This is a genomic window from Oceanobacillus sp. FSL W7-1309 (assembly GCF_038002145.1).
Classification (GTDB): domain Bacteria; phylum Bacillota; class Bacilli; order Bacillales; family Amphibacillaceae; genus Oceanobacillus; species Oceanobacillus profundus.
In genome coordinates, this window is sequence record NZ_JBBOBX010000002.1 from 482,685 (window position 1) to 505,529 (window position 22,845).

Annotated in this window: 24 protein-coding genes; all 24 read left to right on the top strand. The window is 37.3% G+C overall.

Annotated elements, in window-relative coordinates; translation table 11 throughout:
- Positions 1–5: 5 nt before the first annotated feature.
- The 24 genes from NST46_RS15060 to rpsO all read left to right on the top strand — a co-directional run bounded on the left by NST46_RS15060 (position 6) and on the right by rpsO (position 22,754).
- Positions 6–476, top strand: a complete 471-nt coding sequence (locus NST46_RS15060; RefSeq protein ID WP_379601044.1) for a chemotaxis protein CheW — start codon at positions 6–8, stop codon at positions 474–476.
- 3 nt (positions 477–479) lie between these two features.
- Positions 480–1,115, top strand: a complete 636-nt coding sequence (locus NST46_RS15065) for a chemotaxis protein CheC (RefSeq protein ID WP_341137429.1) — start codon at positions 480–482, stop codon at positions 1,113–1,115.
- Positions 1,108–1,605, top strand: a complete 498-nt coding sequence (locus NST46_RS15070) for a chemotaxis protein CheD (protein WP_095308672.1) — start codon at positions 1,108–1,110, stop codon at positions 1,603–1,605. The genes NST46_RS15065 and NST46_RS15070 overlap by 8 nt, the downstream gene beginning before the upstream one ends.
- A gap of 429 nt (positions 1,606–2,034) precedes the next feature.
- On the top strand, positions 2,035–2,817 hold the full coding sequence (locus tag NST46_RS15075; protein ID WP_095308674.1) for a FliA/WhiG family RNA polymerase sigma factor: 783 nt from the start codon (positions 2,035–2,037) through the stop codon (positions 2,815–2,817).
- Positions 2,818–3,007: 190 nt separating this feature from the next.
- A complete protein-coding gene (locus tag NST46_RS15080; protein ID WP_341137430.1) occupies positions 3,008–3,247 on the top strand; it encodes a hypothetical protein in 240 nt (79 codons plus the stop codon).
- A gap of 13 nt (positions 3,248–3,260) precedes the next feature.
- Positions 3,261–3,686 carry a DUF6115 domain-containing protein gene (locus tag NST46_RS15085; protein WP_341137431.1) on the top strand — a complete coding sequence of 142 codons (426 nt, stop codon included), beginning with the start codon at positions 3,261–3,263 and terminating at the stop codon, positions 3,684–3,686.
- A gap of 186 nt (positions 3,687–3,872) precedes the next feature.
- The gene (gene rpsB / locus NST46_RS15090; RefSeq protein ID WP_095308679.1) at positions 3,873–4,649 is read left to right on the top strand and encodes a 30S ribosomal protein S2; all 777 of its coding nucleotides are present in this window, start codon (positions 3,873–3,875) and stop codon (positions 4,647–4,649) included.
- 97 nt (positions 4,650–4,746) lie between these two features.
- A complete protein-coding gene (gene tsf, locus NST46_RS15095) occupies positions 4,747–5,631 on the top strand; it encodes a translation elongation factor Ts (RefSeq protein WP_095308681.1) in 885 nt (294 codons plus the stop codon).
- A gap of 306 nt (positions 5,632–5,937) precedes the next feature.
- The gene (gene pyrH, locus NST46_RS15100) at positions 5,938–6,660 is read left to right on the top strand and encodes a UMP kinase (protein ID WP_095308683.1); all 723 of its coding nucleotides are present in this window, start codon (positions 5,938–5,940) and stop codon (positions 6,658–6,660) included.
- A 3-nt stretch (positions 6,661–6,663) separates the two neighbouring features.
- A complete protein-coding gene (gene frr, locus NST46_RS15105; protein WP_095308685.1) occupies positions 6,664–7,221 on the top strand; it encodes a ribosome recycling factor in 558 nt (185 codons plus the stop codon).
- A 245-nt stretch (positions 7,222–7,466) separates the two neighbouring features.
- Positions 7,467–8,225 (top strand): isoprenyl transferase, encoded by a 759-nt coding sequence (locus tag NST46_RS15110; RefSeq protein ID WP_095308687.1) that lies wholly within the window; start codon positions 7,467–7,469, stop codon positions 8,223–8,225.
- Positions 8,226–8,240: 15 nt separating this feature from the next.
- Positions 8,241–9,032 carry a phosphatidate cytidylyltransferase gene (locus tag NST46_RS15115; RefSeq protein ID WP_095308689.1) on the top strand — a complete coding sequence of 264 codons (792 nt, stop codon included), beginning with the start codon at positions 8,241–8,243 and terminating at the stop codon, positions 9,030–9,032.
- A gap of 288 nt (positions 9,033–9,320) precedes the next feature.
- A complete protein-coding gene (gene rseP / locus NST46_RS15120; protein WP_095308691.1) occupies positions 9,321–10,595 on the top strand; it encodes an RIP metalloprotease RseP in 1,275 nt (424 codons plus the stop codon).
- Positions 10,596–10,766: 171 nt separating this feature from the next.
- Positions 10,767–15,056 carry a PolC-type DNA polymerase III gene (locus tag NST46_RS15125; protein ID WP_095308693.1) on the top strand — a complete coding sequence of 1,430 codons (4,290 nt, stop codon included), beginning with the start codon at positions 10,767–10,769 and terminating at the stop codon, positions 15,054–15,056.
- A gap of 254 nt (positions 15,057–15,310) precedes the next feature.
- On the top strand, positions 15,311–15,781 hold the full coding sequence (gene rimP / locus NST46_RS15130) for a ribosome maturation factor RimP (RefSeq protein ID WP_095308696.1): 471 nt from the start codon (positions 15,311–15,313) through the stop codon (positions 15,779–15,781).
- Between the two features lie 109 nt (positions 15,782–15,890).
- The gene (gene nusA, locus NST46_RS15135; protein WP_095308698.1) at positions 15,891–16,991 is read left to right on the top strand and encodes a transcription termination factor NusA; all 1,101 of its coding nucleotides are present in this window, start codon (positions 15,891–15,893) and stop codon (positions 16,989–16,991) included.
- A 13-nt stretch (positions 16,992–17,004) separates the two neighbouring features.
- Positions 17,005–17,286: an RNase P modulator RnpM gene (gene rnpM, locus NST46_RS15140; RefSeq protein ID WP_095308700.1), complete on the top strand. Its 282-nt coding sequence runs from the start codon at positions 17,005–17,007 to the stop codon at positions 17,284–17,286.
- On the top strand, positions 17,276–17,575 hold the full coding sequence (locus NST46_RS15145; protein WP_095308702.1) for a L7Ae/L30e/S12e/Gadd45 family ribosomal protein: 300 nt from the start codon (positions 17,276–17,278) through the stop codon (positions 17,573–17,575). The genes rnpM and NST46_RS15145 overlap by 11 nt, the downstream gene beginning before the upstream one ends.
- A 20-nt stretch (positions 17,576–17,595) precedes the next feature.
- Positions 17,596–19,728 (top strand): translation initiation factor IF-2, encoded by a 2,133-nt coding sequence (gene infB, locus NST46_RS15150; protein WP_095308704.1) that lies wholly within the window; start codon positions 17,596–17,598, stop codon positions 19,726–19,728.
- A complete protein-coding gene (locus tag NST46_RS15155; RefSeq protein WP_341137432.1) occupies positions 19,725–20,003 on the top strand; it encodes a DUF503 domain-containing protein in 279 nt (92 codons plus the stop codon). The genes infB and NST46_RS15155 overlap by 4 nt, the downstream gene beginning before the upstream one ends.
- 47 nt (positions 20,004–20,050) lie before the next feature.
- On the top strand, positions 20,051–20,395 hold the full coding sequence (gene rbfA / locus NST46_RS15160; RefSeq protein WP_095308708.1) for a 30S ribosome-binding factor RbfA: 345 nt from the start codon (positions 20,051–20,053) through the stop codon (positions 20,393–20,395).
- Between the two features lie 87 nt (positions 20,396–20,482).
- On the top strand, positions 20,483–21,382 hold the full coding sequence (gene truB / locus NST46_RS15165) for a tRNA pseudouridine(55) synthase TruB (RefSeq protein WP_095308710.1): 900 nt from the start codon (positions 20,483–20,485) through the stop codon (positions 21,380–21,382).
- A 17-nt stretch (positions 21,383–21,399) separates the two neighbouring features.
- Positions 21,400–22,338, top strand: coding sequence for a bifunctional riboflavin kinase/FAD synthetase (locus tag NST46_RS15170; protein ID WP_095308712.1), 939 nt, complete (start codon positions 21,400–21,402; stop codon positions 22,336–22,338).
- Between the two features lie 146 nt (positions 22,339–22,484).
- Positions 22,485–22,754 (top strand): 30S ribosomal protein S15, encoded by a 270-nt coding sequence (rpsO, locus tag NST46_RS15175; protein WP_067730023.1) that lies wholly within the window; start codon positions 22,485–22,487, stop codon positions 22,752–22,754.
- Positions 22,755–22,845 lie beyond the last annotated feature (91 nt).

Sequence of the window (22,845 nt, forward strand, 5' to 3'; positions counted from 1 at the left end):
TAAAATTGGAAAAGGCATCGACACAAGATCGAAAAATGATTGTATTTCAATTGCAGGATGAAGAATATGCGGTTCCTGTTAATCAAATTGGGTCTATCGAGAGGCAACAACCAATAACTAGGGTACCCCAAACTTTACCATATGTGAAGGGAGTAATAAATCTTCGCGGAGTCGTAATTCCGATTATTGACTTACGATTACGATTTGGTATGGAAGAAACTGATTTTGATGCAAATAAACGGATTATTATTGCTCAAATAAACGAGATGGAAGTAGGTCTGATTGTTGACGTAGCAAATGATGTTATTGATATTCCTGAAGAACTAATTGAGCCTGCACCAGAGGTTATTGGTACCGTTAATGCTGATTATATTGAAGGTGTTGCCAAAGTAGATAACCGTTTACTTATTCTACTTGATCTGCAAAAAGTACTATCCTTCCAGGATATTGATGTGCTTAATGCAGTGGAAGGCTAAGCAATGGAATTTGTACAGTTAACAACGATGCAGAAAGATGTGCTTAGAGAAATAGGAAATATTGGTGCGGGAAATGCAGCTAGTTCGCTCTCTATCCTATTAAACAAAAAAATTGAGATGAAGGTACCCTCTGTTCGTATTGCTGGATTTGATGAAATCATGGAATTAACTGGTGGCTCTGAGAACACAATTGTTTGCTTATTATTTCGCATTCAAGGAGAGGCTCCAGGTACAGTTTATTTAATATTTACAATTGAAGAAGCTGAGTATTTTGTAAGAGAATTGACAAATGATCCGGGGTTTAACTTGCTCCAATCAGAGCAAGAAAATGAAATAGCGCTTTCAGCATTACAAGAAATCGGCAATATTGTAACAGGATCATATCTAACAGCTCTATCAGATTTTACAAATATTAATATGCAGCCTTCTGTCCCATATCTTGGAATCGATATGGCAGGAGCGGTGTTAACGGTTGGTTTGCTGGAGCTCTCGCAAGTTTCTGATTATGCCATTGTTATTAATACAGAAATTAGTCATGATGGAACAAATCAAGGTATTCAGGGGAATTTCTTTTTATTACCAGACCCTGAATCTTTCGCTAAAATATTTGATGCGTTAGGAATAAATGATTATGAATGAAACAGGTTTAGTAGTCAAAGTTGGAATTGCTGACTTAAAAGTTGTGCAAGTTCCTGATTTAATTCGAACCTCAGGTTTAGGTTCATGTGTTGGTGTGATCGTCTACGATTCTTCGAAAAAAATTGCGGGGCTTTCTCATATCTTGCTTCCGGATTCAGCCTTGGCAAAGCAAGCTAAATTGAATGTGTACAAATATGCAGATACAGCAATTCCTTATCTCATTAACTTGCTGCTTGAAAGAGGTGCAAGAAAATATGCACTAAAAGCGAAACTGGCAGGTGGTGCTCAGATGTTTCAATTAAGTTCAGGTTCAGATATTATGCGAATTGGACCAAGAAATGTTGAAGCGGTCGAAAAACAACTGGCAGAACTTAAGATTCCTGTTGTTGCATCCGACGTAGGCGGAAATGCTGGAAGAACAATTGAGTTCGATCCAGAAACAAGTCAATTAAAGATACGACAAGTGAATAAAAAGGAATTTTATATTTAAATTCTCAACTTTCATAATGAGAAATAGACGTTTGTTTTTGATCAAATTAAGCAAGTTAACTATATCCGTTTCACTTGTTTTTGGTTTAGGTTAACTTTTTAAAGTCGCGGTTGGTAGAAACTACGGACTAATGATTATTTGCTTAATCTGAGCAATGATCGCCGTCCGGGATCGCTCCGGGCGGAGGCTCACCAGCCCCCCCCTAAGGCGTGCGAAGTATATTTTCGGAGCGGATATACGCACAAACATTATGTGTTAATTCGAAGTTTATATATTTTATGCTGTAAACAATAACTATTGTAATGGAAACATATCCAGTCTGATATTTAGAAAAGAACGTTCGTTTTATAAGGATCTGATAAGCTATTTATTGCACGAATGATTGAGTGAATACTTATTTATTAACGGAAAAGGAGGAGCGTAGAAAAAATGAAATCAGGAAATTCCCTTCTTGAAGATAAGCTTTGGAATGACTGGATAACGAATAAAAGCAGTGAAGCAGCGAATGAATTAATTGTCAATTACATGTATCTCGTCAATTTCCATGCGGAACGTATTTCAAGCCAACTCCCAAAAAGCGTAAGTAAAGAAGATGTCAAAAGCTTGGGACTTCTTGGGCTTTATGACGCGTTGAAAAAATTTGACCCAACTCGTGATTTGAAATTCGATACGTATGCCTCCTTTCGAATTAGAGGTTCGATTATTGATGGATTAAGAAAAGAAGACTGGCTTCCTAGATCAATACGAGAAAAAGCAAAAAAAGTTGAACAAGCAGCAGAGCAATATGAACAAAAACATCATAGAGAAGCGACTGCAGGTGAAATAGCCGAAATGTTGGGGATGTCGATAGAAGAAGTGGAAACCGCTATTAAAGACTCACTCTTTGGTAACATTCTTTCAATTGAAGAAAAGCCAAAAGGTAATTCGAGTGAATTGAAAGAAGGAATTGGTTATTCGATTCCCGATAATTCCACGATATTACCCGAGAGTCATCTAACGAAAAATGAATTAAATAACGAACTCGTTCAAGGGATAAAAATGTTAAACAAAAATGAACAGCTTGTTGTCAGTCTGTTTTATAATGAAGAATTAACCTTTACAGAAATAGGACAGGTTCTTGGGCTAACAACCTCCAGAATATCGCAAATCCACAAACGGTCTATTTTTAAGCTGCGAAAAACGTTAAATAAAATGCAAGTATTTGCTAATTGAATTGAAAACATATCAAGAATCTCCAGTGCAAACAACATATTGATGGAAGTACAGATGCACACAGCTTCTTTACGACAAAAATTAAGATTCAACCTTAGCGTTACGACTAAACAAAAAGGAATGATAGCTTCTGAGTTGGAAATCCATTGAAATGCAGGTTGCACTTCCTAGAACGCAGGATGCTGGGAAGATGCAGGATAATATGGTAAAGCAGGGACAGCATTTCCAGGAATCATTGGCACAGACTCAAAGGAAACAAGAAGAACGAACCCGGAAGCGGGTTAATGAATTTGAAAAAACCGAGAAAGTAAAGAATAAAGAACAGCATTCGAAAAACCTCGTTAACAAAAAGACTCAACTGGAGCAAAGTGAAGAAGAGTACAAAATGAACCATCCTTATTTAGGAAGTCAGATCGATTTTAACGGATAGAAGGAGAAAGAATATGGTTTCATTCTTAATCATTATCAGTTTTTTATTGCATTTTATTACGTTTATTGCAATCTATATGTTTTTCAAACAGTTACAAAACGTAAAGACACAAGATCTGAATGAGGTAATAGCGTTATTTGATACGTACTTACAAGAGGTTAAAGCAGAAAACAACCGATTACAGCAACTATTAGAGGATCGCAATAAAAAGACTGATCAAACGCATACAAAGCAGGAAGAACCAGAAACTGAGGAATACGAAAAATCTCACGATATTCCTATCCCAGACGATGTTGGAGATACCGTGGTTGCATCTCTGGAATCCAGGGTTTTGCAACTGCATAATCGGGGTGTTCCAGTTGATGAAATAGCTAAAGAATTAAATTGTGGTAAGACAGAGGCAGAAATAATTATAAAATTACATGAAAAGATGCAGTAAAAGCTTGATATCAACAAATCATTATGGTATAGTAACTTTTGGTGTAAATACTATGTTTATTTTCATAGAATGAACAAGTTTTATAAAACACACGTTCAGTAATTTGTATGTTTGGTGCTATTTTATAAATAGTCTACATACAAAAATGACCTGAACGGAGGAAAAAAACCATTAGGAGGAATTAAAATGTCAGCAATTTCTATGAAGCAATTGTTAGAAGCAGGTGTACACTTTGGACACCAAACACGCCGTTGGAATCCGAAAATGAAAAAATACATTTTCACGGAGCGTAACGGTATCTATATCATCGACTTACAGAAAACAGTTAAAAAGGTTGATGAAGCATACAACTATGTAAAGGATATCGCTGCAAATGGCGGAACTATTCTTTTTGTTGGAACAAAAAAACAAGCACAAGATTCTGTAAGAGACGAAGCAATTCGTTCTGGTATGTACTATGTTAACCAACGTTGGTTAGGTGGTACACTTACTAACTTCCAAACAATCCGTAAACGTATCAATCGTTTGAAATCAATTGAGCGTATGGAAGAAGACGGAACTTTCGAAGTTCTACCGAAAAAAGAAGTTGTTAATTTACTAAAAGAAAAAGATCGCTTAGTGAAATTCTTAGGTGGAATTAAAGAAATGACAAAGCTTCCAGATGCATTGTTCGTTATCGATCCACGTAAAGAGCGTATTGCTATCGCTGAAGCGCATAAATTGAACATTCCTATCATCGGAATTGTAGATACTAACTGTGATCCAGATGAAATTGATTATGTTATCCCTGCAAACGATGACGCAATTCGTGCGGTTAAACTTTTGACTTCAAAAATGGCAGATGCTATTTTAGAAGTAAAACAGGGTGAAGAAACTGAAGTTGTAGAAGAAAAAGCAGAAGATGCTACAGAAGAAGTTGTAGAAGAAGCTGCTCAAGCTGCTGCAGATTCAACTCAAGAGTAATCTTAGAAAAGGTGGGGTGATAAGAGGATGGAAACCTTTTATCACCTTTTTTAAAGACAGAAATCAACAGGGTTAATATTCAAAGGAGGACAATGCAATGGCTATTACTGCTCAAATGGTTAAAGAATTACGTGAAAAAACTGGTGCTGGAATGATGGATTGTAAAAAGGCACTACAAGAAACTGACGGTAACATGGATAAAGCAATTGACTACCTACGTGAAAAAGGTATTGCAAAAGCTGCTAAAAAAGCAGATCGTATTGCTGCTGAGGGACTTACACATATTGAAATTGATAACAATACAGCTGCAATTCTTGAAGTGAACTGTGAAACAGATTTTGTTACAAAAAATGATCAATTTAAAACGCTACTTACTCAATTAGCACAACATATTGTGAAGCAAAAACCTGCAACTGTTGAAGAAGCACTTGGACAAGAGCTAAACGGTGAAGGTGAGTCATTAGAAACGATTATTAACAGAGCCGTTTCAACAATTGGTGAAAAAATCTCCTTACGTCGTTTTGCAGTTGTAGAAAAAACAGATAGCGATGCATTTGGTGCGTACCTTCATATGGGTGGCCGTATTGGTGTTTTATCTTTAATTGAAGGAACAACAGATGAGCAAGTTGGAAAAGATGTTTCCATGCATGTTGCAGCTGTAAACCCTCGTTATGTTTCACGTGATGCAGTTTCTGAAGAAGAAGTAAATCGTGAGCGTGAAGTATTAAAAACACAAGCACTAAATGAAGGAAAACCTGAAAATATCGTTGAAAAGATGGTTGAAGGTCGTTTAGGGAAATTCTTTGAAGAGATCGTCCTTTTAGAACAAAGCTTTGTTAAAGATCCAGACCAAAAAGTGAAAAAATATGTTGCGGATAAAGGTGCAACTGTTAAATCATTCGTTCGCTATGAAGTAGGAGAAGGAATGGAAAAACGCGAAGAAAACTTTGCAGATGAAGTAATGAGCCAAATTAAAAAATAAGACTTAGGGTGCGTGTTCAAAAAGGAGGCTAAAAAGGACCGAGAAGTTCAAGGCGGCGTAGTTTTGAGTACCGGGTTACACAGGATGTGTTGACTTCGACGTTCGATACAGGATGTGTCGGTACTTAGTCAAAGATCTACTGCTCTCGACGTGTCTTTATTACCGGACTTTTTGACATCCTCTTAAATGATTATGTATACAAGGTTAAAATTGGGAACATGTATGTGTTCCCTATTTTATAACCGTTTTACAAACATTTTTAGACATAATTAGCAAAATAATTATTAATTTTCTATGGAGGTTATTATGACAACAGCACGGTACCGTAGAATTGTGTTAAAATTAAGTGGTGAAGCCTTAAGTGGTGAGCAGGGTTATGGAATTGATCCAAAAACAATCGCGTCCATCGCAGAACAAGTTAAAGAAGTAGCAGAACTAGGTGTTGAGGTTGCTATTGTTGTCGGTGGAGGGAACATTTGGCGTGGTAAAGTAGGAAGCGAAATGGGAATGGATCGTGCTTCAGCTGACTATATGGGAATGTTAGCAACAATAATGAATTCACTCGCATTGCAAGATGGCCTTGAAACGATTGGAATTCAAACAAGAGTGCAAACTTCCATTGAAATGCGCCAAGTTGCGGAACCATACATAAGGAGAAAAGCAATTCGCCATTTAGAGAAAAAGCGTGTTGTCATTTTCGCAGCAGGAACAGGCAATCCTTATTTTTCAACTGATACAACTGCAGCATTAAGAGCTGCTGAAATTGAAGCAGAAGTAATTCTAATGGCTAAAAATAATGTTGACGGTGTGTACACGGATGATCCTAAAACAAATAAGGATGCCAAAAAGTATGAAAGCCTAACATATTTGGAAATGCTTAATGAAGGTCTTGGGGTAATGGACTCCACAGCATCCTCATTATGTATGGATAATGATATCCCATTAATTGTATTCTCTATAACGGAAGAAGGAAATATTAAACGAGTTGTCGAGGGTGAAACCATCGGCACGACAATAAGGGGGAAATAGAATATGTCACAAACAATTCTAAAACAAATGAAAGAAAAGATGGAACAAGCTGTCCAAGCGTTTTCCAAAAATCTAGCATCTGTTCGAGCTGGCAGAGCAAACCCTAGTCTGTTAGACAGTGTTTATGTAGACTATTATGGTGCATCAACTCCATTAAACCAGTTAGCGAATGTCGGAGCTCCGGAAGCAAGACTCTTAACAATCACTCCTTATGACAAAACAGCACTTGCTGATATCGAAAGAGCAATTCAAATTGCCGACCTTGGTTTATCACCATCAAATGATGGAAATATGATTCGTATTAGCATTCCACCACTAACAGAAGAGCGAAGAAAAGACTTAGTTAAAGTTGTTGGGAAATATGCGGAAGAATCACGAGTTCAGATTCGTAACATAAGACGTGATACGAATGATAGCTTGAAAAAAACTGAGAAAAATGGTGAAATCACAGAAGACGATCTACGCGGTCTGCAGGATGATGTTCAAAAATCAACCGATGATCATATTAAACAAATTGATCAGCTTGCAAAAAACAAAGAAAAAGAAATTATGGAAGTTTAACGGTTGTCTGTTAAACGTTTATATCCATTCTTTTCATGGATGTATTATTAAATTTCAGAGTAAGTTGTAAAAGCTCTCTTATTTAAGAGAGCTTTTGTATTCTATCCAAATTATCGGTATAATAAAAAAGTATGATCAAGTTATAATGTAGATTCATCTTGTTGGCACTATGTAATCATTCCTTTTCGTTCGTAATAATTATGTTAAAAGGATTGTATAGATGAACAACATTCGGGGGACAGACTATGTCGATGAAAATTCCTTTTTTTAATAAACAATCAAAAGAAACAGAAATGGCAAACCTAGAAAGCGCTCCGGATCATGTTGCAATTATTATGGATGGAAATGGACGCTGGGCACAAAAACGCGGGCTTCCACGTATAGCAGGGCACAAAGAAGGCGTTAGTACTGTTAATAAAATTGTGAAAGCTGCAGTGAAAGCTAATATTAAAATCCTTACATTATATACGTTTTCCACAGAAAATTGGAAAAGGCCGAAATCGGAAATTGATTTTATTTTGAGACTCCCGAAAGAGTTTCTGCATATTTATTTACCGGGGCTTATTGAAAATAATGTTCGTATTGAAACAATTGGCGATTTTGATGCACTTCCTAAGCATACAAAGGATGCAGTTCAATATGCAAAGGAAAAAACAAAAAATAATGACGGCCTGCTTTTAAACTTTGCTTTGAATTATGGAAGTAGGCTTGAAATTATGCATGCCGTTAAACGTATAATGAGTGATTTAGATTGCTCGAAAATATCGATTGATTCACTGGATGAAAACCTATTTTCAACGTATTTATATACAAATGGTATTTCTGATCCTGACTTGCTTATTCGTACTGGCGGCGAACAAAGACTGAGTAATTTCCTTCTTTGGCAGCTGGCATATACAGAATTCTGGTTTACAGATGATCTTTGGCCAGATTTTAATGAAACAACCTTCTTAAACGCATTGTATGAATATCAGCAGCGAAAAAGACGATATGGAGGTATTTAAGGTGATGAAAGGTTTATGAAGCAACGAACAATAACCGCGTTAATTGCACTAGCCATATTTTTACCCTTCGTCATTTTTGGCGGACTTCCGTTTACAATATTTGTATATGTATTGGCATCTGTAGGGTTAGTGGAATTGATTAGGATGCGCAACATAGGGAGCTATTTTGTACCTTATCTATTAGCTGTATTATTATTATGGCTAATCTTAATACCTAGCTCATCTATCCTACTTACAATAAGTTGGTTTTCTAAATTTGAAATGATTGCATTAATCATTTTATTGTTACTAGCATATACGGTACTAGTTAAAAATCAATTTACATTTGATCAAGTAGGTTTTATTCTTTTAGCCTGCTTTTATGTAGGTCTTGGTTTCTATTATTTACTGGAGACGAGAGATGGAAATCAAGCATTAAGTAATATTCTTTACGCATTTTTCATAATTTGGTCTACTGACACAGGTGCGTATTTATTTGGCAGAGCTTTTGGAAAGCGTAAATTATGGCCAACGATTAGCCCGAATAAAACAATTGAAGGTGCATTAGGTGGGATTGTGCTCGCTTGTACTGTCGCTATCATTTTTCACCTCGTGGAACCATTCCGCCATTCAATGCTAACAGTAGTTGGTGTCACGATTCTTGCTTCCATATTTGGACAAGTTGGTGATCTAGTTGAATCTGCATTGAAACGCAATTATGGAGTTAAAGATTCCGGTAAAATATTACCTGGACACGGTGGTATTTTAGATCGATTTGACAGCATGCTATTTGTTATTCCATTGCTCCATTTTATTCACTTTGTTTAGAATAATTGATAAGGTGACAAGCTTGTTTCACACAAAAACTTGTACAACTTATGAAAAAGAGGTTAAACTTAACTAAAAGTAAGAATATAATTTTATCGGAGTACTAGTTTCATTTCAAATGTGTTCAAAGAAAAGAGGGTGAAAAGAATCGAGGTTGTCTAACATCTCAACGTACTATTGTATGCTGATATTGGATGTCTAAGCCAGATCTCGATGTTCATTTTCTTCACATTTTTTGAATTTCATTTACTAAAAACAGATTTGCTCCAATAAAGGAAGGTGCTTCTATTGACCACTGTAATTGCATTTATTTTTATGTTTGGATTACTCGTTTTTATCCACGAATGGGGCCATATGATCTTTGCAAAACGAGCAGGTATGCTTGTTCGGGAATTTGCAATTGGATTTGGGCCGAAAATTTTCTCCTTTGTAAGGAATGAAACGTTATACACAATTCGTCTCATTCCGGCGGGTGGCTATGTACGAGTAGCAGGTGAAGATCCTGAAATCATAGAGTTAAAGCCGGGACACCACATCGGGCTTGAATTTAATGATGAAGGTAAGGTAAATAAAATAATCGTCAACAACAAATCCAAACATCCAAATGCCAGAGTGATTGAAGTAGAGCATGTTGATCTTGATCATCGATTGATTATTCAAGGATATGAGATCGGTGATGAAGATGAGAAGCTACACTTTGAAGTTGACCAAAAAGCATTTTTTATTATGGACGAGCGTGAGACACAAATTGCACCATATGATCGTCAATTTGCATCGAAATCTATTGGTCAGCGAGCAATGCAATTGTTTGCAGGACCTATGATGAACTTTATCTTAGCGATTGTTATTTTTATTATCTTAGGAGTTGCACAAGGGACTCCGGTTGATGAAGCAATAATGGGTGAGATACAAGCTGATTCACCAGCTGCAGAAGCAGGATTTCAAGCAGATGATGAAGTGATTCGAATTGGGGAAACTGCAGTTTCTACATGGGAAGAGTTTACTTCAGTCGTAAGAGAAAATCCAGGACAAGAATTAAGCATGGTTGTCCTGCGAGATGGTGCTGAAGAGCAATTAACTGTTGTTCCCAATACAGCTGAAACAGTGGATCAACAAGGAGAACCAATTTCTATTGGTCAAATAGGAGTCCGTCAAGCATTTGAGAAAACAGTTCTTGGAACATTGACATATGGCTTTGAACAAACCTATGAAATAACAAGATTAATCTTAACGAATTTATTGATGCTTGTAACTGGTCAGGTTTCGCTTGATTTACTGTCAGGTCCCGTTGGAATCTATGATGCAACAGATCAAGTTGTACAGACTGGCTTTATGAACCTCTTGTTGTGGACAGCAATGTTAAGTGTTAATCTCGGAATAGTGAACCTAGTTCCTCTGCCTGCCCTTGATGGTGGAAGACTCTTGTTTGTTGGTTTGGAAGCTTTACGCGGAAAACCAATTGCGCCAGAAAAGGAAGGTATCTTCCATTTCGTCGGATTTGCATTATTAATGCTTTTAATGATTGTTGTAACATGGAACGACATTCAACGGTTATTTTTATAAAAGAAAACTTTCGGTTATTGTAGCCAGTTGATGCATGAGAAAATAAATAGGTACGTTACGAAGTGAAAACCCTTGTCTTATTTCTGACAAGGGTTTACATTGTTCCTGTAAGGGTTGTTCAAGATAAGATAAACAACCTATGTAATTGTTTAGCTGGAGGAGGCATAATAAATGGATATATCGAAAAAAGAAAAAATGAGTTTATTATTGAAGCAGCTGCAATTATCCGATGATTACATAGTAGACTATTTTCAAGATAGCTACCTAGATAAATTAGAAGTTTATAAAAATACAAAGACTTGGCATTTTTATATTTGTGTTGCGCGTATCTTACCAATTGATGTATATCAAGTTTTCTCGGTTAAATTGAAGGAGTCGTTCCAACAGATAGCAAATGTAGAGCTAACAGTGCTGGCAAATGAACAAGCTTGCGATAGTAATACGATTAGTGGTTATTGGAAACACTTTGTTACTTCAATGACGCAAATATCACCTGCTTATAAGGAGCTTGTACAAACTCAGAATCCAGAAGTTAACAATAATAAGATTATGTTAACTGCGAGAAATGATGCGGAAGCAAGTGCGCTCAAACGAAGATTAGAACCAGAGTTTAAAACATTTTGTTCGCGCGTTGGTGCACTTTCCTATAGTCTTGATATCCATGTAAAAGCAGATGCGATGGATATGCAGAAATTTAGAGAACAAAAAGCACTTGAGGATCAGCAGCTTGTTCAAAAGACCGTACAAGAGAAAGTGAAACGGGACAAGCAAAAAGACAGTGAAGATAATGGACCGTTCATGATTGGATATAATATTAAAGACGATGCGATTACGATGGAACAGATTCTGGAAGAGGAGCGTCGTATAACGGTACAAGGTTATATTTTCTCAGCAGAAGTACGCGAATTACGTTCTGGAAGAAGTCTTTTAATTATAAAGGCAACGGACTATACAGATTCATTACAAATAAAAATGTTCTCTAAAAACGATGAGGACGCAGCTAAATTTGCATCTGTTAAGAAAGGGATGTGGGTTAAAGCAAGAGGTAGTATTCAAACAGATATGTATACCAATGAACTTGCAATGATGGCTAATGATATCCATGAGATTAAGGTCGATGAACGGATGGATAATGCACCTGCTGATGCAAAACGAGTTGAACTGCATGCGCATACGACGATGAGTCAAATGGATGCTGTTATTTCTCCAGAAACATTAGTTACACAGGCTGCAAAATGGGGACATCGTGCGGTTGCAATTACAGATCATGCTGGTGTGCAGGGATTCCCTGAAGCACATGCAGCAGGGAAGAAAAATAATATTAAAGTCCTTTATGGTGTTGAAGTGAACCTTGTTGATGATGGTGTGCCGATAGCATATAACGATTCGGACAGAGACTTGGAAAATGATACATTTGTAGTCTTTGATGTTGAAACAACAGGGCTATCAGCTGTTTACGATACCATAATTGAACTTGCAGCAGTGAAAATCCATAAAGGTGAAATTGTTGACCGATTTGAGGCATTTGCAAACCCACACCATCCGTTATCACAAACGACCATCGAATTAACTGGGATAACGGATGATATGGTCAAAGATGCACCAGAAGTCGAAGAGGTTTTAAAGGATTTCCATGCTTGGATGGGAGAAGATATACTCGTTGCCCATAATGCAAGCTTTGATATGGGGTTCTTAAACCAGGGACTGAAACGAATTAATTATGAAAAAGCGGTAAATCCGGTTATGGATACACTGGAGCTTGCTAGATTCCTTCTGCCCGAATTAAAGAATCACCGATTAAATACATTGTGTAAGCATTTGGATATTGAATTAACACAACATCACCGCGCTATCTACGATGCAGAAGCCACTGGTTACCTGCTCTGGAAGCTTGTTCAAAAATTGTTAGAAAAAGATATTCGAAATCACAATCAATTAAATAACCATATGGGAGAGGGTAATGCTTATCAGCGTTCTCGTCCATTTCACGCTACGCTTCTAGCTAAGACACAAGAGGGCCTGAAAAACTTATATAAACTTGTTTCCTATGCACATATTAATTATTTTTATCGAGTACCACGGATACCAAGATCACTTTTACAAAAGTTTCGCGAAGGGCTTATCGTCGGAACAGCATGTGATAAAGGTGAAGTTTTTGAAACAATGATGCAAAAATCTACGGAGGAAGCAGAAGAGGTTGCTGAGTTTTATGATTACATTGAAGTTCAGCCGCCAGCCAATTATGCTCATCTCGTGGAAAAAGATCTTGTGCAAAACGAGTCGCAGATTATTGATATAATTAAAAAGCTTGTTGATTTAGGAAACAGGATGAACAAAAAAGTTGTTGCAACAGGCAATGTGCATTATAGGGACGATCATGATAAATTATACCGGCAAATCTTAATTGCCTCACAGGCTGGTAATCCATTGAACAGACAAACGTTACCAGACACCCCTTTTCGAACAACAAATGATATGTTAGACTGCTTTAAGTTTCTTGGCGAAGAAGTAGCACGTGAAATTGTTGTGACCAATCCAAATGCATTGGCGGATGAGTTAGAGGACTTATCACCTGTGAAAGATGGTTTATTTACACCAACCATTGAGGGTGCAGAACAAGAAATGCGGGACCTCTGCTATACACGAGCGAAGAAAATATATGGGGAGCCTGCACCACAGATTGTAGTCGATCGACTTGAGAAAGAATTGGAAAGTATCATAGGGAATGGGTTCGCGGTTATTTACCTAATCTCCCATAAGCTAGTTAAGAAGTCTTTAGATGATGGCTATCTTGTTGGTTCGAGGGGATCTGTTGGATCGTCCTTTGTTGCAACAATGACAGAAATTACGGAGGTAAATCCACTTCCTGCCCATTATATTTGCGGAGAATGTCATTACAACGAATTTATTACAGATGGTTCTGTTGCAAGTGGATTCGATTTACCAGATAAGAACTGTCCGAAATGTGATACAGCATTGAAAAAAGATGGTCAGGATATACCGTTTGAAACATTCTTAGGATTTAAAGGTGATAAAGTTCCAGATATCGATTTAAACTTCTCCGGTGCATACCAGCCAAGGGCACATAACTATACGAAGGAACTATTCGGAGTCGATAACGTATATCGTGCTGGTACGATTGGTACAATTGCTGAAAAAACGGCCTATGGATATGTAAAAGGTTATGCTTCTGATAAACAGTTAGTTTATAAAAATGCAGAGGTGGACCGTCTTGTACAAGGATGTACTGGTGTAAAACGGACTACTGGACAGCATCCCGGCGGAATTATTGTAGTGCCAGATGACAAAGAAATTTACGATTTTACACCAATTCAATTTCCAGCAGATGATCGTAACAGTGAATGGCGAACAACGCATTTTGATTTCCATTCTATTCATGATAATTTGTTAAAACTAGATATTCTCGGACATGATGATCCAACAGTTATCCGTATGCTGCAAGATTTGAGCGGCATTGATCCAATGACGATTCCGACAGATGATGCTGAAGTAATGAAAATTTTCTCGGGAACAGAGTCACTTGGAGTCACACCACAACAAATTAATTGTAAGACTGGAACCCTCGGGGTACCTGAGTTTGGGACAAAATTTGTTAGGCAAATGCTTGAGGACACGAAGCCAAGTACTTTTGCCGAGTTGCTTATTATCTCAGGTCTATCACATGGTACGGATGTATGGTTGGGCAATGCTCAAGATCTGATTAATGATGGTATTTGTGAATTACCAGATGTTATTGGTTGCCGAGATGATATTATGGTTTATTTAATGCATAAAGGCTTGGAACCATCACTTGCATTTAATATTATGGAGTTTGTTCGTAAAGGAAAGGGACTCAAAGACGAATGGATTACCGAAATGAAGAAGCATAGTGTTCCGGACTGGTATATCGAGTCATGTAAAAAGATTAAATATATGTTCCCGAAAGCTCACGCAGCTGCATATGTACTAATGGCAGTTCGTATCGCGTATTTCAAAGTACACCATCCCATTCTGTTTTATGCTGCTTATTTTACAGTTCGTGCAGATGATTTTGAATTGGATACAATGATTAAAGGGTCTGAAGCAATTCGGAATCGGGTCGATGAGATTGTTGCTAAGGGGAATGATGCTGCACCAAAAGAAAAAAGTTTACTTACTGTATTAGAAATCTCTCTTGAGATGTGTGAGCGTGGTTTCTCATTCCAAAAAGTAGACCTTTATAAATCGAGTGCAACTGACTTTATTGTAGATGGGAACTCTTTACTTCCACCATTTAATGCAGTGGATGGACTAGGAACAAACGCTGCCTTAAATATAGTGAAAGCACGTGAAGAAGGGGAGTTTTTGTCAAAAGAGGATTTAAGAGAAAGAAGTAAAATCTCTAAAACAGTATTAGAATACCTTGATAATCATGGATGTCTTGAAGGAATGGAAGAAAAAAATCAGCTTTCTTTATTTTAGTCGTAAAGCAATGTAGTTATTCTTGCACAAGCTAAGACTTTATGCTATACTATTTTTTGGAAAGTAAGGATACGAACGGTCTAAAGAGTGGGTGCACACCCACTCTTTCTTCATATCTGATTATCCACCTGGACAATTCCCCTCGCCCCAATTTTAGGCAGGGGTTTTATATTGATTTGGATGTACACAGATGAATTTGGGGAAGATAGTTCATAATAAGTAATATAGTTACAGTTAATAAAGGAGGATGGAAATTGAGCTCCCAAGTAATTAAAACGACAGAAGAATTGGTACTCCCTATTGTTGAGGAAAAGGACCTTGAACTAGTAGATATCGAATATGTAAAAGAGGGTAAAAATTGGTTCCTTCGTGTATATATCGATAAAGCTGGCGGTGTTGATATTGCTGAATGCGGAGAAGTCTCTGAACAGTTAAGTGAAAAATTGGATGAAACAGACCCGATTAAAGAAGCATATTTCCTGGAAGTTTCCTCGCCTGGAGTGGAACGTCCGCTTAAAACGACAGAAGACTTTGAAAAAAATATCGGAAAGAATGTATTCGTCAAGTTATACGAGCCTATTGATGGGGAAAAACAATTTGAAGGTATTCTAAAAACCTTCCATGACAATATAGCTACGATTGAATACAAAGTAAAAACGCGTACAAAGCAGGTAGAAATATCATTTGACAAAATAGCAAAAGCTAGATTAGCGGTAACGTTCTAGTAAATGTTAAATAGCTTGTCAGGAAATCATTTACGTACAACGAAGGCTTTCGTTATCAGGCTTGGTAATCGGCCAAGTTTTCAACTAATTTAAAAGGGGGAAAAAACAGGTGAGCAATCAGTTGTTTGATGCGATTGATAATTTAGCAAAGGAAAAAGGAATTGAAAAGGAAATTTTAATGGAAGCATTGGAAGCCGCTTTGATTTCTGCATATAAGAAAAACTTTAAATCTGCTACAAATGTTCGAGTTGAACTTAATGAAGTATCAGGTAAAATGAGTGTTTACGCTAGAAAGACAGTCGTAGAAGAAGTGGAAGATACTCAGCTGGAAATTTCAGTTGACGAAGCAAGAAAAATTGACCCAAATTACGAGGTTGAAGATATTATTGAAGTAGAAGTAACACCGAAGGATTTCGGACGTATTGCTGCCCAAGCTGCAAAGCAAGTTGTTACACAACGAGTTAGGGAAGCAGAGAGAGGCGTCATCTTCTCTGAATATATTGACCGTGAAGAGGATGTTATGACGGGTATTATTCAACGGAAAGACGCACGATTTGTCTATGTTAATCTTGGCAAAATTGAAGCAAAGCTAGCAGAGGCTGAACAAATGCCAACAGAAGAATATCATGTACACGATCGTTTAAAAGTATTCGTTACGAAAGTAGAGAATACAAGCAAGGGACCACAAATTTATATTTCAAGATCACATCCTGGTCTTCTAACACGTTTGTTTGAAATGGAAGTACCAGAGATATTTGATGGAACAGTCGAAGTTAAATCGGTAGCCAGAGAAGCCGGTGACCGCTCTAAAATCTCCGTATATGCCGGTGACCCGGAAGTAGATCCGGTTGGTTCCTGTGTCGGCCAGCGCGGCCAGCGTGTGCAAGCAATTGTTGATGAATTAAAAGGAGAAAAAATCGATATTGTGGAGTGGTCAGAAGATCCAGTTGTCTATGTTTCGAACGCGCTTAGTCCTTCTAAGGTTATTAAAGTATTAGTTAATGAAGAAGAAAAATCTACAACTGTTATTGTACCTGATTACCAACTATCCCTGGCAATTGGGAAACGTGGTCAAAATGCGAGACTCGCTGCTAAGTTGACAGGCTGGAAAATCGACATTAAAAGTGAAACAGAAGCACGAGAAGAAGGTCTATTAAAAACGGAAACAGAAGAATCCTATTCTGACAATAATGAGGATTTGTTTGAATAAGGGGGACTCCAATATGGTGAAGAAAAGAAAAGCACCTGAAAGAAAATGTGTTGTCACTAATGAAACGAAACCGAAAAAGGATCTTATTCGGATTGTCCGAAACAAAGAAGGAGAGGTCTTTGTGGATCCCACTGGAAAGAAAAATGGTCGTGGCGCATACCTTTCGCGTAATTTGGATGTTGTTTTAAAAGCAGAGAAATCAAATATACTGAATCGAACGTTAAATACAGAAGTAAATCCGGCTATTTTCGAAGAACTGAAACAATTAATTGATGGTAAACCCAATGAAAAATAACTATTTAAATATGATTGGTCTTGCTTATCGTGCTGGAAAATGTTCTCTTGGAGAAGAAACGATTCTGAAAGATATTCGCTCCAATCGTGCAAAGCTTGTTATCATAGCTTCGGATATTGGGCCACAGACGAAAAAAAAGCTAACAGACAAATGTAATTACTATGAAGTACCTTATAGAATAGCAGATGATCGAGAAACATTGTCAAATGCTATTGGAAAATCCCACAGAGTGGCGATTGCAATCTTAGATACGGGATTTGCTGCGAAAATAAAATCGTTACTCGGGTAATCAAATTCGGGGGTGAACGTATGAGTAAAATACGTGTATATGAATATGCTAAACAAAATAATACGTCAAGCAAGGAAATAATCAACTATTTAACGAACTTAAATATAGAAGTGTCAAATCACATGTCAACGATTTCAGATGATACAGTTCGAAAATTAGATGAAAAATTCAATGCTAGTAAATCGAAGCAAGCTCAACCAGATGTGAAAAATTCGAAAAATAATCCAGGAAGTAATCAAGCGAAAAAGCACTCTAATCCATCGGCTAAACAAGGGAAAAATCATTCCCAGCCTAAAGGCCAGCAACAAAAGCAACAGCAAACGAATAAAAAGAAACAAAAAGGTCCAAGAAGAGGTAATCAGCCGGTTCAAAATGAACAAAAAGTTGTCATCAAAGAAACACCATCAAAAATTGTCTATAACGATACGCTGACGGTAAGTGAACTTGCATCTAAATTAAATAAAGAAGCTGCAGAAATTATTAAAAAGTTAATGTTTCTTGGCGTCATGGCAACAAAAAACCAAGACTTAGATGATGATGCAATCGAATTAATCTGTGGTGAATATAATGTAGAAGTAGAAAAAGAAATTATTTTAGAAGATACTGATTTTGATAAATATGTTGTGGAAGAAAAAGAAGAGGATCTAATTGAAAGACCAGCCGTTGTAACGATAATGGGTCACGTTGACCATGGAAAAACGACAACACTTGATTCAATCCGCCACACAAAAGTTACAGCAGGAGAAGCTGGTGGGATTACACAGCACATCGGTGCATACCAAGTTGAAACGAATGGGAAGAAAATCACATTCCTTGATACACCAGGTCACGCAGCGTTTACAAGCATGCGTTCCCGTGGAGCACAGGTTACAGATATTGCTATTCTTGTAGTAGCAGCAGATGATGGTGTTATGCCTCAAACTGTAGAAGCAATTAATCACGCAAAAGCTGCAGAGGTTCCAATTATTATTGCGGTAAATAAAATTGATAAAGAAGCGGCTAACCCGGATCGCGTGATGCAAGAGCTAACGGAATATGAATTGGTTCCTGAGGCTTGGGGCGGAGATACAATATTTGTTAATATTTCTGCAAAAAATAATCAAGGTATCGATGATTTACTAGAGATGATTCTGCTCGTTGCCGAAGTAGAAGAGTTAAAAGCAAATCCAAAAGCAAATGCCTTTGGTACCGTTATTGATGCGCAATTAGATAAAGGTAGAGGATCTGTATCGACATTACTTGTTCAAAACGGAACTTTACGAGTAGGAGATGCAATTGTTGTTGGAAATACGTATGGACGTGTACGTGCAATGGTAAATGATATCGGTAAGCGTGTGAATGAAGTTGGTCCATCTACACCGGTTGAAATTACGGGACTGCATGATGTGCCACAGGCTGGAGATCAATTCCTTGTGTTTGACGATGAAAAGAAAGCACGTCAAATTGGGGAAGCTCGCCAGCAGCAACATTTGATTGCTAGCCGCGGCGAACAGTCAAAAGTTAGCTTGGATGATTTATTCGAACAAATTAAGCAAGGTGAAATGAAAGACTTGAATATTATTGTAAAAGCAGATGTACAAGGATCTGTTGAAGCACTAGCCTCCTCATTACGTAAAATTGAAGTCGAGGGTGTAAAAATTAAAATCATTCACACAGGTGTAGGGGCTATAACGGAATCCGATATTATTCTTGCATCTGCATCCAATGCAATTGTAATTGGGTTTAATGTTCGACCAGATGTTAATGCGAAAAAAGCAGCAGAATCAGAGAAAGTAGATATCCGTCTGCACCGTGTTATTTATAGTGCGATTGAAGAAATTGAAGCAGCGATGAAAGGTCTACTGGATCCTGAATTCGAAGAAAAAGTTATCGGACAGGCAGAAGTCCGAGAAACGTTTAAGGTTTCTAAAATTGGTACCATTGCAGGAAGCTATGTTACAGACGGTAAAATCACACGAGATGCAAGTGTAAGGATAATCCGTAATGGTGTTGTCCTCTATGAAGGAGAACTACTTGCGTTAAAACGTTTTAAAGACGATGTAAAAGAAGTTGCACAAAACTATGAGTGTGGAATTACAATTAAGAATTTCAATGATATTAAAGAAGGCGATATTATTGAAGCTTTCGTTATGGAGGAAATTGAGCGCAAATGATTGTCTATGCTGAAGTAGAGTGTATCATGTATGGTGGGCATTCTCTAATGGCTAAACGAACGATTATCAAAAAAGTGCTTGCAAAACTACAGAACAATTTTAATGTCGCTGTTACAGAATTGGATTACCATGACCTGTGGCAGCGAACAAAAATTGGTATTGTAACAATTTCTACAGATTATGTTCATGCAGAAAAAGTAATCCACGCTGCTCTTGGGACGATTGATGGATTTACCGAACTTGAACGTACGATTACCAATGTGGAAAGACTTTAAGAGTGAAACCCACTTTAAAGTCTCACGTTATTCTAGAGGTGAATAAAATGGCTGAATTAAGAGCAAACAGAATAGCTGAACAAATGAAAAAAGAATTAAGTGACATTCTAGCAAGAAAGATTAAAGATCCTAGAGTTGGTTTTGTTACAGTAACAGACGTAGAAGTAACGGGTGATCTCCAACAAGCAAAGGCTTTTATTTCTGTATTAGGTGATGAGAAACAAAAACAGGATACTTTGCTTGGTTTAGCAAAAGCAAAGGGATTTATCCGTTCTGAAATTGGTAGTCGCATTCGTCTACGTAAAACACCAGAACTTACATTTGAATTTGATGAAGCATTCGAGTATGGAAATCGAATTGATTCCATTTTAAAAGACTTAAATAAAGAATAATTCTCGAAATCTGACCTGTCCACTTAGAAACAGGTCAGATTTTCCCATATTCGAATACATACAAAGAAGTTAGTGGAGGCTAGTGCAGTGGAAGGCATTTTACCATTATGGAAGCCAAAAGGGTATACATCTCATGATTGTGTTATGAAATGTAGAAGGTATTTTAAAACAAAGAAAGTGGGTCACACAGGTACACTTGATCCAGAAGTGGAAGGCATATTACCAATTTGTATAGGACAAGCTACGAAAATTGTTCCCTTCCTTACGGATACAAAAAAAACGTATATTGCTGAAGTGAAGCTTGGGTTTGCAACAGACACAGAAGATGCGCACGGAAGCATCGTTGATCAAAAAGAAGTAATGGAATTTCCAGCTGAATCGATAATTAATCAGACACTTAAAGATTTTTCAGGTGAAATTACGCAAATCCCACCGATGTATTCTGCTGTAAAAGTGAATGGAAGAAAGCTATACGAGTATGCTCGAGCAAATGAAACAGTAGAACGTCCAAAGCGCAAAGTTACAATTTACGAAATTGAAAGACTGTCAATTGATCCGATAGCTCATACAATTCGTTTAAAAGTAGTTTGTTCTAAAGGAACGTACATTAGAACGCTTTGTGTTGATATTGGGGCAAAGCTTGGATATCCTGCACATATGTCTGCACTTGTCCGAACTAAAACTGGGACATTTTCCGAGAAAAATGCAATTTCATTTGCTATGATAGAAGAGGCGGTTGAACAGAACGAACAGAATCGTTTGTTACACCCAATTATAGACGGACTTTCTCATTTGAATCGGCTATATGTTAATGAGGAGACGAAACGGAAAGTAATGAATGGACAAAAACTAGCTAAACCAAAGGATACTGAGCTCGAAGATCCTTTCGTCGTAATGCATCACAATGAATTATTAGCAATCTATCAACATCATCCTGATAAAGCTGAACAAATAAAACCTGTTCGCGTTTTCAGTGAAAGATCATAAAGTGCAGGTGAAAAAGTATGAGAACAATTGAATTAACCTACCCGCATACATTAGCGTTAGGGGAATTGCCGGAGACAGTTTGTGCAATTGGCTTTTTTGATGGTATTCACCGAGGACATCAACAAGTGATTCAAACAGCTGTCGATGAAGCGAAAGCTAGAAATATGGAAAGTGCTGTTATTACATTTCATCCACATCCGTCAGTCGTTTTAAAAAAGGGGACAGAGCGTGTACAATATATTACCCCGATGAAGGAAAAGCAGGAGTTATTGCAAAAGCTTCAGGTGGATCGGGTATATATTATTCAATTTAATCAAGAGCTATCAAAATTATCACCACAAGCTTTTATTGACCATTTTATTATAGGACTTAATATAAAACACCTAGTAGGTGGTTTTGATTATTCATTTGGTCATAAAGGGCAAGGTAATATGGAAAATATTGAAGAGTTTACTCGTGGACAATTCAGTTATACAATAATTGATAAAATAATATCCAATGATGAAAAGGTAAGCTCTACAAGAATCCGTAAATTACTGCAAAATGGGTTAGTAGATGAGGCAAATCATTTACTAGGCCACCCGCTGAAATTTAGTGGAATTGTGATTAAAGGGGCCCAAAGAGGACGAGAGCTAGGTTATCCTACAGCCAATTTGGAACTGCACGCAGAAGTGTTGCTGCCAAAACCCGGAATCTATGCTGTTTGTGTCATGTATAAGAATGAAGTATATGAAGGCATGGCGAGTATTGGTACGAACCCGACTTTTACAGCTGACAGGAAAGATTTATCAGTCGAGGTTAATATTTTCGATTATAGCAATGATCTATATGGCGAAGAATTACAGGTTGAATGGCATAAATATATTCGAGAAGAAGTGAAATTTGATAATGCTGAAGCATTAATTGCGCAGATAGAGCTAGACGAGAAGAATATTCGTGACTATTTTTCGGACTAATATTTATGAAAGAAACTAGCTTGAACACTTGATTTTTTCTTGCGGAAGCGTTATGCTTAGTAAGGTAAAACCATCCCTTGGCAAATCGTAACTCCGACGTTTGCTAGGAGACTGGGGTTATTATATTTTATTAGGAGGTGCGCCAAATGGCTATCACACAAGAACGTAAGAACGAGATTATTAATGAATACAAAGTTCACGAAACAGATACTGGTTCTCCAGAAGTACAAATTGCTGTACTAACGGAAGATATCAATGCGCTGAACGAACATTTACGTGTTCACAAAAAGGATCATCATTCACGTCGTGGTCTTTTGAAAATGGTTGGTAAACGTCGTAACTTGCTTACTTATCTACGTAACAAAGACGTTACTCGTTACCGTGAATTAATTAAAAAACTTGGCTTACGCCGATAATTTTAAAAAGCAGGAGAAATCCTGCTTTTTCTATTCATTCAAAGTTGTATTTTTACATGTCAAGCTACATGAATAGTAATAGTATATGTAT